General features: G+C 69.0%; 10 protein-coding genes. 6 read left to right on the top strand and 4 right to left on the bottom strand.

The features are described 5' to 3' along the window. The first annotated feature begins 10 nt into the window (after nt 1–10). The gene (locus ACLJOO_RS12125; protein ID WP_410786983.1) at nt 11–919 is read left to right on the top strand and encodes an LD-carboxypeptidase; all 909 of its coding nucleotides are present in this window, start codon (nt 11–13) and stop codon (nt 917–919) included. Here ACLJOO_RS12125 and ACLJOO_RS12130 read toward each other — a convergent pair. The 3 genes from ACLJOO_RS12130 to ACLJOO_RS12140 are packed head-to-tail and all read right to left on the bottom strand — an operon-like array spanning nt 891 to nt 6,265. Then, nucleotides 891–2,669, bottom strand: a complete 1,779-nt coding sequence (locus ACLJOO_RS12130; RefSeq protein ID WP_410786984.1) for an alpha/beta fold hydrolase — start codon at nt 2,667–2,669, stop codon at nt 891–893. The genes ACLJOO_RS12125 and ACLJOO_RS12130 overlap by 29 nt on opposite strands. Nucleotides 2,670–2,729: 60 nt before the next feature. After that, nucleotides 2,730–4,508 (bottom strand): ABC transporter ATP-binding protein, encoded by a 1,779-nt coding sequence (locus ACLJOO_RS12135; RefSeq protein ID WP_410786985.1) that lies wholly within the window; start codon nt 4,506–4,508, stop codon nt 2,730–2,732. Then, on the bottom strand, nt 4,505–6,265 hold the full coding sequence (locus tag ACLJOO_RS12140) for an ABC transporter transmembrane domain-containing protein (protein ID WP_410786986.1): 1,761 nt from the start codon (nt 6,263–6,265) through the stop codon (nt 4,505–4,507). Before ACLJOO_RS12140 ends, ACLJOO_RS12135 begins: the two co-directional genes overlap by 4 nt. Before the next feature lie 164 nt (nt 6,266–6,429). Between ACLJOO_RS12140 and ACLJOO_RS12145 the strand changes: the two genes are divergently transcribed. Then, a complete protein-coding gene (locus ACLJOO_RS12145; RefSeq protein WP_410786987.1) occupies nt 6,430–7,839 on the top strand; it encodes an MFS transporter in 1,410 nt (469 codons plus the stop codon). Here ACLJOO_RS12145 and ACLJOO_RS12150 read toward each other — a convergent pair. Beyond that, the gene (locus ACLJOO_RS12150) at nt 7,826–8,839 is read right to left on the bottom strand and encodes a GTP pyrophosphokinase family protein (protein ID WP_410786988.1); all 1,014 of its coding nucleotides are present in this window, start codon (nt 8,837–8,839) and stop codon (nt 7,826–7,828) included. The genes ACLJOO_RS12145 and ACLJOO_RS12150 overlap by 14 nt on opposite strands. A gap of 148 nt (nt 8,840–8,987) precedes the next feature. Here ACLJOO_RS12150 and ACLJOO_RS12155 point away from each other — a divergent pair, with 148 nt between their 5' ends. Genes ACLJOO_RS12155 through ACLJOO_RS12170 form a run of 4 tightly spaced genes read left to right on the top strand, consistent with a single transcriptional unit; the run spans nt 8,988 to nt 12,586 of the window. Further along, nucleotides 8,988–10,181: an ATP-binding protein gene (locus tag ACLJOO_RS12155; RefSeq protein WP_410786989.1), complete on the top strand. Its 1,194-nt coding sequence runs from the start codon at nt 8,988–8,990 to the stop codon at nt 10,179–10,181. A gap of 48 nt (nt 10,182–10,229) precedes the next feature. Further along, entirely contained in the window at nt 10,230–11,093 is an 864-nt protein-coding gene (locus ACLJOO_RS12160; RefSeq protein ID WP_410786990.1) for a DUF3152 domain-containing protein, read from the top strand. Nucleotides 11,094–11,123: 30 nt separating this feature from the next. Further along, the gene (locus ACLJOO_RS12165) at nt 11,124–11,930 is read left to right on the top strand and encodes a hypothetical protein (protein ID WP_410786991.1); all 807 of its coding nucleotides are present in this window, start codon (nt 11,124–11,126) and stop codon (nt 11,928–11,930) included. Beyond that, a complete protein-coding gene (locus ACLJOO_RS12170) occupies nt 11,927–12,586 on the top strand; it encodes an alpha/beta fold hydrolase (RefSeq protein WP_410786992.1) in 660 nt (219 codons plus the stop codon). The genes ACLJOO_RS12165 and ACLJOO_RS12170 overlap by 4 nt, the downstream gene beginning before the upstream one ends. Nucleotides 12,587–12,604 lie beyond the last annotated feature (18 nt).

Raw genomic sequence — 12,604 nt, forward strand, 5'->3', positions numbered from 1 at the left:
CGTCGGCGGGGTGACTCACTTGGTGGTGCCGCAGCGGCTGCGGAGCGGGGACCGGGTCGCTGTGGTGGCGCCGTCGGGGCGGGTGGATACGTCACGGCTCGACGCCGGCGTGGTCCACCTCAGGTCCTGGGGACTCGAGGTGGACGTGATGCCGTCGGTGCTGGCCGGGCACGAGCGGTTCCAGTACCTGGCGGCCGACGACAAGGCACGTGCCGAGGACCTGCGGAACGCCTGGCTGGACCCGCAGTACGCCGCGGTGTTCTGTGCACGTGGCGGGTACGGCGTGCAGCGGATGCTCGAGTACGTCGACGTCGACGAGCTGGTCGCCGTACCGAAGTGGTTCGTCGGGTTCAGTGACATCACCGCGCTGCACGAGCCGCTGAACGCACGTGGTCTCGTGACTCTCCACGGGCCGATGGCTGCTGCTGTAGAGCAGCTGGAGACGGCTGACGGTCGTGAGCGGCTACGAGCCTTGCTGTTCGAGCCGGAGACGGTGACGGACCTGCTCGCACCAGTGGGGGCGCGCACGGTGGTGGACGGTGTCGCCGAGGGGCCACTGCGCGGTGGCAACCTGGCGATGCTGGCTTCGAGCGTCGGGACGCCGACGTACACGCCGCCGGCCGGCGTTGTCGTACTGGAGGACGTCGATGAAGCCGGCTACCGAGTCGATCGGTTGCTCACCCAGTTGCTGCGGGCCGGGTGGTTCGACGACGTCACCGGTGTGGTGGTCGGCGACTTCAGCGGAACTCAGGACCCGGGTGACGTCATCCGCGAGCGGCTCGAGCCACTCGGCGTACCGATGGTGGAGGGTGCGGCGATCGGGCATGAGGCGCTGAACCTCGCCGTACCGCTCGGACTCCCGGTACGGCTCGACGCGACCGCCGTCACGCTCATCCCAGGTGGTCTAGCAGGAAGCTGAACGCCTGCGGGTACGCGTCCAGGCGGTTCGTGAGCTTGGCCAGACCGTGTCCCTCGTCCGGGTACACGAGCAGCTGGCACGGTACGCCGCGCTTCGTGAGAGCGTCCGTGATCTGCTCTGCCTCCGACAACGGCACCCGTGGGTCGTTGGCGCCGTGGATGACGAACAGCGGCGCCCGGATGTCGTCGACACGGCTGAGCGGACTCGCCGACTCCAGGAACTCCCGGTCCGTCGCCAGATACCCGTACTCGCGCTCCCGCATCGACCGCCGGTAGTCCGAGGTGTTCTCCAGGAACGTCACCAGCGAAGCGATTCCGACGATGTCCACGCCGGCCGCCCACAGGTCCGGCTGGAACGCGACACCGGCGAGCACCATGTACCCGCCGTACGAACCGCCCCAGAGCGCGGCGCGCTGCGGGTCGCCGTCGATCGTCGGCAGCCACGCGTTGATCGCGGCCAGGTCCTTCACCGAGTCCATCCGCAACTGGCGGTCGTCGAGCGAGTACCAGCGTTTGCCGTAGCCGGCCGAGCCGCGGACGTTCGGTACGACGACTGTGTGGCCCTCAGCGGCCAGCGCCGAGATGATCGGGCTCCAGATCCGCATGGCGGCGCCTTCCGGACCGCCGTGCACGTGGACGACCGTGGACCCCAGGCTCGGACCGGTCGGCCGGAACACGAACACCGGCACCTGCTCGCCGTCGAACGACGGAACGCGCAGGCTCTCCGGGTGCTGCAGCTCGGCCGGAACCTCCACCGAGCGGATCGCCGTCAGTTCACCGCCCGGCACGAACCGGTACACGGTCGGCGGGATGACCGGGGAGTTGTAGGTGATCGCCGCGAACGAGCCGTCCGGCGACCAGATCGGATTCGGGGTGGCGTACAACAGGCCCGCGCAACCACCGGCGGGCAGGTCGATCGGAGCGATCGCCGACCCGTCCTCCAACCGGTGCAGCGCCAGCGCGACCTCCCCGTCCTCCAGTACGCCGACCAACAGGTGCTCGCCGTCCGGTGAGGGCCACCCGGCGAGGTCGCGGGCGTCGTCCACCAGCAGATCGCTCCACGCCGCGGTACTCACGTCGTACCGGCGGATTGCCATCCGGTCGCGGTCGGCGTTGCTCGACACCAGGAACGCGGACGAGTCGGGCAGCCACGCAACCGGACCCTGGTCGTTGTGCGCGTCCTCCGCGGTGAGCTCGGTGACGGACCGGCTCGACGTGTCGAGCAGGAGCAGCTGCATCGAGTTGGCCGGGCTGCTGGCCTTCGAGAGCACGACCCACTTGTCGTCCGGTGATGGGTCGACGCCCATCACCCAGCCGCCGCCGTCGTACAGAACGGTCTCGCGGCCGGTGGCCAGGTCGTGGGTGACCAGGTCGAAGTCGACGCCGTTGCGGCGGTTCGTCGTGTAGAGAACGCTGCCGGCGCGAGCTGCGACCAGGTGGTGGATGTACTCGGCGTCGTGGACCAGTGGGGTCAGTGCGGGCAGACCGGGCTCGTCGAGGTCGAGCAGCGAGAGCTGGCCGCGCTCGTCGCCGCCGGTGTCGAGCTCGACGACCACGCGGCTGCTCCCCGGAACGAACTGGGCGCCGCGGCAGGTGTCGTCGAGATCGGTCAGTGCACGCCAGGTCCCGTCCGGGTCGACCTCGTTGACCTGACGGGTGCCGGTGCCGTCGTACAGGACCAGCATGCGGCCCTTGTCGTCGACGTCCAGGGCCATGGTGGTGGGCAGAGAGAAGAGCGTCGTCAGCAGCACACGTTCATCCTCACACGACCAGGGGGTGCCCGACGGTGCTTCGTCGGACACCCCCACCCGTCATCGGTCGCCGTGCCAGGAGTGCCAGAGCGCGGCGTACGCGCCCTGGGCGTCGACCAGTTCGTCGTGGCCGCCCAGCTCGACGATCCTGCCGTCCTCTACGACCGCGATGACGTCCGCGTCGTGCGCGGTGTGCAACCGGTGCGCGATCGCCACCACGGTCCGGCCCTCCAGCACGGTCGCCAGCGACCGCTCCAGGTGCCGGGCCGCACGCGGGTCCATCAACGACGTCGCCTCGTCCAGGACCAGCGTGTGCGGGTCAGCAAGGACCAGACGCGCCAGCGCGACCTGCTGCGCCTGGGCAGGCGTCAGTGAGACCCCACCGGAGCCCACCTCGGTGTCCAGTCCGTCGTCGAACCCTGCCACCCAGCCGTCGGCGTCCACCGACCGCAGCGCCGCCCACAGGTCCGCGTCGGACGCGTCCTGCTTGGCCAGCCGCAGGTTGTCCCGCACGCTGCCCACGAACACGTGGTGCTCTTGGTTGACCAGGGCAACGTGACTACGCACCTGCTCGGCAGACATCCGGTCCAGCGCCGCACCACCCAAGGTGATGTCACCGACGCGTGGCGAGTAGATGCCGGCCAGCAAACGGCCCAGCGTCGACTTGCCGGCACCAGACGGCCCGACGAGCGCCACGCGGGCACCCGGCTCGACCGTCAACGTGACACCGTGCAGTACGTCGCGACCCTCCAGGTACCCGAACCGCACCTCGTCTGCGAGCACCGTCCGCCCGTCCGGCTCGTCCTCGCTCGCCGTCGCGGCGGTCTCCACCTCACGGACGCCGACCAGCCGCGCCAACGACACCTGTGCCACCTGCAACTCGTCGTACCAGCGGATCATCATGTTGACCGGCTCGACGAGCATCTGGATGTACAGCGCACCTGTGGTCAGCGCACCGACCGTCAGCCAGCCCTGGATCGCGAAACCGCCACCGATGACCAGTACGGCGGCCAACGCGACCGTGTGGGTCATGTTGATCACCGGGAACAGGACCATCCGCAGGTACAGCGTGTACCGCTCCCAGGCGACCCACTGACCGATCCGGGTGTCGCCCAGGGCGATCCGGCGACCACCGAGCCGGTGCGACTCGACGGTCCGGCCGGCGTCGACCGTCTCGGCCAGCGCCGAGGCGACCGCGGCGTACCCGGCCGCTTCCGACCGGTACCCGGCTGGCGCGCGGCGGAAGTACCACCGGCCGCCGATGATCAGGATCGGCGCCGCGATCACCACGGCCACGGCCAGCGCCGGTGCGGTCACGATCAGCGCGCCGATCAGCAGCGACGCCCAGATGATCGCGATCGTCAGCTGCGGTACGGCGTCCCGCATCGCGTGCGACAGCCGGTCGATGTCCGTGGTGATCCGGGACAGCAGGTCACCCGTCCCGGCGCGCTCGAGCACGCCCGGGGGCAGCCCGACCGCACGGACCAGGAAGTCCTCACGGAGATCCGCGAGCATCTCCTCACCGAGCACCGCCCCACGCAGGCGGGTCAGCCGCACGAACACGGTCTGCACCGCGAGCGCGATGACGAAGCCGATCACGACGTACGGCAGGTCCACGTCGGTGTGGCCCTCGGACAGCTTCTGCACCACGTTGCCGAGCAGCCACGGACCGATCATGCCGCTCAGCGCTGCCACCGTGTTCACCAGCGTCAGCCACAGGAACTGGCGCCGGTGCCGGCGGAACAGCTCCTTGATGTAGGCACGGACGGTTGCGCCACTTGCCACCGGGAGCCGCACTACCTCTTGCGGCGCTGCCGGGTCGTACTGCGGGCGCTTCACGCGAACTCCTCGAACGTCGGTTCTTCTTCACGGGTCACAACGGCGCGGTACCGCGCGTTGGTGTGCAGCAGCTCGTGGTGCGTGCCGACCGCGTCGACGCGGCCCTCCGGCACGAACACGACCCGCTCCGCGCGGTCCAGCATCAGCGGGCTGGACGTGAACACCACCGTGGTCCGGCCCGCGCGCAGCAACTGCAGACCGTCCGCGATCCGCGCCTCGGTGTGCGCGTCGACCGCACTGGTCGGCTCGTCGAGCACCAGCACCTGCGGGTCGACGTACAGCGAGCGCGCCAGCGCCACTCGCTGTCGCTGGCCACCGGACAGGGACCTGCCGCGCTCGGTCAGCACCGCGTTCATCGCGTCGGACTCACCGGCAGGCAGCGTCTGCCGCAGTACGTCGAGGATGTCCTCGCACTGCGCCGCGTCCAGCGCCGTCTCGGGTGAGACCGCACCACTGGCCGGTACGTCGAACAGCTCGCGCACCGTCCCCGACAACAGCACCGGGTCCTTGTCCTGCACGAGTACGACGGTGCGTGCCGACTCGAGCGGGATGTCGTCCAGTGCAACGCCGTCGAGCAGCACGGACGCCTCGTCGGTAGCTGACGGGCTGTGGCCACCCAGCCGGTCGGCCAGCAGACCGCCTTCGTCGGGGTTGCCGCAGACGACCGCGGTGAAGCTTCCGGCCGGGACATGCAGCCCGGTGACCGGGTCGAGCACGTCGCCCTCCGGCAGCTGGGCCGCAGCGGTCCCCTTGGTCTCGTCGGTCCGCTGCAACGACAGCACGCGCGCGGCCCGGCGCGCCGACACCTTCGAGAAGATGAACGCGCTCGCGGTCTCCTCGAACGTGTGCAGCGGCACCAGCATGAACGTGATGAAGCCGTACGTCGTGACCAGCTCGCCGACCGAGATATGGCCGGACGTCACCAGCCGCACCCCCATCCACACGACGAGCACCAGGAACAGCCCGAACAGCAGCACCTGCAGGGCCGCGATCAGCGACCACATCCGGGCACTGCGGACCGCACTGCTCCGGTACTCCTGTGAGGCGTCCCGGTACCGCTCCAGGAACAGCTGCTCACCGCCGATACCGCGCAGCACGCGCAGACCGGCAACGGTGTCGGCGGCCAGCTCGGTCGCCCGGCCGCCCTTGGCCCGCTGCTCGTCCGCGCGGCGCTCCGCGGGACCCATCAGCGGGACGATCGAGAACGCGAGCACAGGTACGGCGACAGCGACCACCAGACCGAGCTGCGGTTCGTAGAACAACAGGCCGATCACGACCGCGAAGCAGGTCAGCAGCGCGGCCACGAACCGGCCGAGGACCTCGACGAACCAGCCGATCTTCTCGACGTCGCCGCTGCTCACGGCGACCACCTCACCGGCGGCGATCCGGCGGGTCAGCAGCGAGCCCAGCTCCGCGGCCTTGCGGAACAGCAGCTGCTGCAGGCGGGACGCCGTACTGATCCAGTTGGTCACCACGGCCTTGTGGAAGTACGAGTCGGCGCCGGCCTTGGCCGCGCCGAACGCGAGCAGGAGGGCACCGGCCAGCATCAGCTTGGGCCAGGACAGGTCGATCGCTGCCTGAACAGCGAGACCGACGGCGACCGGGGCGGCTGCGATGCCGCCGAAATACACGAGGCCCCAGAACACCGCGAGGGCCTGCCCACGGAGTTGCTGGTGCTCCAGCCAGAGGATGAGTCGGAGGCCGGAACGGGTGTCGGGCACACCCGGATCGGCGAACGGGACAAGGCGCAAAGACATGACGTCTCACAAGGAGGCATAGAAGGGTGGAAAGAAGGCACCTGACCAGGCGAATAGATCAAGCCTAGGCGTCCCCGCCGACAGTCCGTCAAACCGTTTTCCCGGACACCCGGGAACCGTTTCCAGACCGGGTAGTAAAGTCTTCAACGGACGGAGGGAGCCGGGTGGAGGAGCTGACGCGGGGGCGGCGGCTGCTGGTGCTGGGGATCTGTTGCTCCAGTCTGTTCATCGTCGGGCTCGACTCGACGATCGTGAACCTGGCGCTGCCGGCGATCCGGTCCGAGTTCGGGGCCTCGGTCGCGAAGCTGCAGTGGACGATCGACGCCTACACGCTGGTGCTGGCCAGTCTGCTGATGGTCTCCGGGTCGACCGCGGACCGGGTCGGGCGACGGCGGACGTTCCAGGTCGGGCTGGTGCTCTTCGGGATCGGGTCGTTGCTGTGCGGGGTCGCGTCGAGCGTCGACCTGCTGATCGCGTTCCGGGTGCTGCAGGCCGTCGGCGGATCGATGCTGAACCCGGTGGCGATGTCGATCATCACCAACACCTTCACGGACCCGCGCGAGCGTGCGCAGGCGATCGGTGTGTGGGGCGGTGTGGTCGGGCTGAGCATGGCGGTCGGTCCGGTCGTCGGCGGGTCCCTCGTGGACGCGGCCGGCTGGCGGTTCATCTTCTGGATCAATGTGCCGGTGGCGGTGGCCGCCGTACTGATGACTGCCTTCTTCGTGCCCGAGTCGCGGGCCGCCGTGCCGCGGCGGATGGATCCGGTCGGGCAGGTGCTCGTCGTACTGCTGCTGGGCGGTCTGACGTACGGGATCATCGAGGGCCGGTCCGCCGGGTGGGGGTCGCCGCTGATCATCGGGTGCTTCACCGTGTGCGTGGTGGCGCTGGTGACGCTCGTGTACTACGAACGTCGTCGGGAGCAGCCGCTGCTGGAGCCACGGTTCTTCCGGAGCGCGCCGTTCTCCGGTGCCACGCTGATCGCGGTGTGCGGGTTCTCGGCGCTGTCGGCGTTCCTGTTCCTCAACTCGCTCTACCTGCAGTCGGTGCGTGGTTTCACTGCGCTGCATGCCGGTCTGCTCACGCTGCCGATGGCTGCGATGACCGTGGTGTTCGCGCCGGTGTCCGGTTGGCTGGTCGGCCACAGAGGTCCACGGGTGCCACTAGTGGTGGCCGGCGCCATGCTGACCGTGTCCGGGCTGCTGCTGTCGTTCCTGACCGCTACTACTGGCACTGTGCATTTGCTGGCGGCCTACCTGGTCTTCGGACTCGGCTTCGGCATGCTGAACGCACCTATTACTAATGCAGCAGTCTCCGGCATGCCCCGAGCCCAGGCAGGCGTCGCAGCAGCCATCGCCTCCACCAGCCGCCAAGTCGGCGCCTCACTGGGCGTCGCCGTCGCCGGCACTGTCCTTACTGCGCGGCTGGTCGGCTCGTTCGAGACCGGCTTCGTCGACGCGGCTCAGCTGTGCTGGTACATCATCGCGGGCTGCGGAGTATTGGTACTGGCGCTGGGCCTGATCACCACGTCCCGGTGGGCCCGTCGTACCGCGGAGGACCTCGTCAGGGTTGGATGATCTCGGCGCGGACCAGGGCTTTCAGGCGGCCGCGGAGGATCTTTTGGCGGCGCTCCTCGTCGGGGAACAGTTCTAGGTAGGCAGGGCCCTTGGCGGCGAGCAGGTCGTCGTCCAGGCGTCGTACCGTGCCCGCTGGGGCCCGGTGCGTCATGGCTGCCTGTACTGCTTCGCTGTCGATTCCTGTGAGGAGTTCGGTGAGCTGCTCCTCTGTGGTGACGCCGAGGCGGTGCAGGATGCCCAGGATCCAGGCGTAGTGCGTGGTCTTCGCGTGCGGCGCGTCCGGGTAGCGGCGGGTCAGGTACGTCGTCAGCGTGGCCGTCGTGAGGTCCAGCGGGGCCTTGTCCGATGCCGTCGCGGCCAGCTCGCGGTACAGCCGGTCGATCTCGGTGAACTCGTTGTCGGCGAGCTCCATCAACGCCGCGGCCAGCAGGAACCGCCGGTCGAACTCGGGCTTGCGGTCCGGCGGGATGTCCAGCTTGTACCGGATGTCGTGCTCGAACTCGGCCCACGCGTGCTGGACCGCCGTCCGGACCTGGATCTCCATCACCAGGTTCTTCAGTACGGCGTACTCCGGCAGCTCGCGGCGGTGATCGTTCAGCCGGACCAGGTAGTGCTTGCTGGCGTACCCGAAGACGCCCTGCGCCCGGGTGTGAGCGCCCATGTCGGTGTGCTCGACGATCTCGAACTCTTCCTCGATCACCTCACAGACCCGGTCCACCGCCTCGACCAGGAACGTGATGACGCGGGCCGCGACCAGGTCGGTGATCTGGTTCAGCGGATCGTCGTACTTCGGTCGCGTGGGGTCGTCGGGATGCGGCTTCGACGCCTTCGCGAGGAACGACTCGGGGTCCTTGGCCCGCGCCGTGGCGGTCAGGTAGTTGATGCCTTCCTCTTCGCCGATCAGCTCGTTGATCAGCGCCTCGAGCTTGCGCGCGCCGCCGACGTACTGCTGATGCACCCGCTCGTACAACGCACCAGCCTGCGGAACCCACTCCACCATGGGCGGAACCCTAGGGCATGAGGTCGCTCGTGGTGTCTATCGGTTTCTAGTGATTTCACTAGAGAGTCGTAGAGACCTGTCGCGACACGCTCTCGTCGTTGATCGGTCAATCTACGGAAAACGCTAGACGGCCTCATACAGTGAAAGCATGGATCCGATCCGGAATCCCTATGCGCCCGGCGCCGGTCAGCGGCCGCCTGAGCTGGCCGGACGCGACACCGAGGTGCGGCAGTTCGAGGTGGTCCTCGAACGGGTCGCGGCAGGCAGGCCGGAGCGGAGCCTGGTGCTCAGCGGACTCCGGGGCGTCGGTAAGACGGTGCTGCTCAACACACTGCGTTCGCAGGCGATCAAGCGGGCGTGGGGCACCGGGAAGATCGAGGCGCGACCCGACCAGAGCATCCGGTTGCCGATCGCGCAGGCGCTGCACACCGCGATGCGGGAGCTGGGACACCGGCACCGCGACGACGAGAAGGTCGACCAGTTCAGCGCCGTACTGAAGGCCTTCGCGTTGCGTACGGCGGCGAACGACCGGAAGGGGATCCGCTGGCATCCGCCGGTGGACGTGGCCGCCGCGAAGGGCCGGGCCGACTCCGGTGACCTGGAGATGGACCTGATCGAGCTGTTCGCCGACGCCGCGGACCTGGCGGGTGATCTGACCGTCGGGGTCGGGCTGTTCATCGACGAGATGCAGGACATCAGTGCGGATGACCTGTCCGCACTGTGCGCGGCTTGTCACGAGATCTCGCAGCAGAGCGCGCCGCTGGTCGTCGTCGGCGCGGGCCTGCCGCATCTGCCCGCCGTACTGTCGGCCAGCAAGTCGTACTCCGAGCGACTGTTCCGCTACATCCGCGTGGACCGCCTGGCGCGGGAGGCATGCGACCGGGCGCTGATGGTGCCGGCGGAGAGCGAAGGCGTGCAGTACGACGAGGAGGCGCTGGACGAGCTGTACGCGCAGACGGACGGGTACCCGTACTTCGTCCAGGCCTTCGCCCACTCGACCTGGGACCACGCGCCGACCTCACCCATCACCATCAAGGACGTCGCCGTCGCAGGCCCCGAGGCGTCCGCCGAACTGACCGTCGGCTTCTTCGGCTCCCGCTACGAACGCGCCACCCCCGCGGAGCGCGAGTACATGCGCGCCATGGCCGAACTAGGCATCGGCGTAGACGACGGCTCCGTCCCCACCGCCGAGGTAGCCAACACCCTCAACCGCAAACCCCAGTCCCTCTCCCCCGCCCGCGACGGCCTGATCAAGAAGGGCTTGGTCTTCTCCGCCGAACGCGGCACAGTCGCCTTCACCGTCCCCCACTTCGGAAAATTCCTGCGCACTCGCACGGCTTAACGAAACCGGGCTTTCGTGCGGTCGCAGGTATCGGTAGGGTCACGGGTTATGACCACCCGGCGGAGCGGCCAGCGCGGACACACGTCTGGGCGGCGGGGTGGGCGGCATAGTCGGCGGAAGTCGTACAAGGGGCAGTGGCTTGTGGTGACTGCGTTGGCGGTGCTGGGGACTGTGGTGGTGGCGCATCCGGATGTCGCGCACCGGAACAGTTTGGCGGCGCAGGCGGTTGCGGGGGTCAACGATGTCGCCAAGGAGGAGCCGGTGACGTCGGTCACGCCCTCGGTGACGCCGGTTCCGATTGCCACGCCGACGCAGAAGTTCACCACTCCGTTGCGACCGGCACCGACCCTGACGCGCAAGCCGAAGGGTGCGAAGCCGAACGTTCTGGTGTCGACCGGGAAGCTCGGCGTGGTGCCTGGGTCCAACAAGGCGACCGGTGTGCGCGGCAAGATGACGTACCGCGTGGAGATCGAGCAAGGGGTGTCGGTGAACGGCGCCGCGGTCGCGGCAGCCATCCACAAGACCCTGACGGACCCGCGCGGCTGGCAGGCGGTGCACCCGGTGAGTTTCGAGCGGACGGACCGTGTCGACGCCGACCTCCGGATCATCCTGGCCACGCCGACCCTGACCGACAAGCTCTGTCTGCCGCTCGACACCGGCGGTGAGGTCTCCTGCCGGGTCGAGGACCGCGTGGTGCTCAACGCGAAGCGGTGGCTCTACGGGATCCCGGCGTACAACGGGAAGGTCGACCTGTACCGCAGCTACCTGGTCAACCACGAGGTCGGGCACGCGCTCGGCCACGGGCACTCGACCTGCACCACTCCGAAGACCCCCGCGCCGGTGATGATGCAGCAGACCAAGGGTCTGGCCGGCTGCCTGCCGAACGCCTGGCCGACGGTCAAGGCGACCTGAGAAACTGGGTACGACGGGAGGGAGTAAGCGATGTCGTCACAGGACTTCCCGACGTACGGCAGGGACGATCAGCCCGAGCAGCAGGGGCCTGGCGAGGATCAGCACTACGCGCCACCCACGCCGTACGGCGGCGGCACGTACGGCGCCGGCCACGCGCCTCAGCCCGATCAGTTCCCGTATGCGCAGCCCCAGCCCTACGGAACGCAGCCCCCGGCGCAGGGCAACCCGGCGTACCACCAGCCCCCGGCCTATCGCCCTGGCGCACCGTACGGCGCCCCAGCGAGCCCTGAGCCACATGAGCTCCCGACGTACGGCCGCGAGGAGCACTCGCGTGACCCACGCGCCGCTCGGGTTGTAGGCCTGGCCGCGTTCATCGCCGCGATCTACGGGCTGCTGGTCGTCTCTGTGCAGCGCGTCGCGCTCCGGGAGATCTCACAGGCGCCAGGCTCGCCGCTGAACCACCCGCTCCGCACGGACGTACTCGACGCGGTCGGCCAGCTGTTGCTCGTGGTAGTCGGCACAGCCGCGCTGGTGATGTGGGTCCGCGACGTACTGGCCCGCTACAAGGCCGGTCGCCGGCCCGACCCGTCCGAGCTGGCCGGTCTGCTCCTGGTCGCGGTCTCCATCGTCCCGATCCTGGTCTGGCTGATCATGGTGCTGTCCACAGGTCTAGGTGCCAGCGACGGCACGGTCCACCGGCTGCCCACGGCGTACGGCTGGGGTGGTTTCGGCCTGCTCGTCCTCGCCGTCGGGCTCTTCCTCGGGTACCGCGAGCTCAAGCCCGACGTAGCGAACCCGGTCGTCAAAGGCGCCCCGGCGAAGGCTCCCTGGGAGTGAACGCACCTGTCGTCCTCGTGCCCGGCCTGGGCCTCGGCCCGGAGTCGTACGCGCGGACGGTCGAGCACCTCGTCTCGCCGTACCACGTGGTCACCCTGCCCGGGTACGGCGAACCGGCGGGCTCCCGTGAGGACCTGCACCCTCGTGCCCTCGCGGTAGCGCTGGCCGGGAAGATCCGCGAGCGGTCTGTGCTGGTCGGCCACTCGGCGAGCTGTCAGATCGTCGTCGAGCTGGCGATCCGCTACCCCGAGCTGGCCCACGCGCTCGTGCTCGCCGCGCCGACCGGCGACGTCCGGCTGTCGAGTTGGGTCGACCGCGCGGTCCGGCTCGTCGGCTCCGCGATCCCGGACGCGCCGAAGCTGGTCCGGATCAGTCCGCAATACGCCCGTACGACGCTGCCGTCGATCGCCCGCGCCAGCGAAGCGTCGAGGCACCACGACCTGGCTGCAGTCATGCCCCACGTCCAAGCGCCGGTGATCCTCGTCCGCGGCCGGCATGACCTCTTGTGTACGGCGGAATGGGTCGAACGGCTCGCCGAACTCAGCCACGGCGAGGCCCGCACGCTGGACTCCGGGGCCCACATGCCGGTCGTCACGAACGGCCCGGAGCTGGCCGCTCTCATAGAACGAGCAGTCACTCTTCCGGAAAGTAGCTGACGAGTTAAACTCAGGAAC

The sequence above is a fragment of the Kribbella sp. C-35 genome, assembly GCF_046549195.1.
Taxonomy (GTDB): Bacteria; Actinomycetota; Actinomycetes; order Propionibacteriales; family Kribbellaceae; genus Kribbella.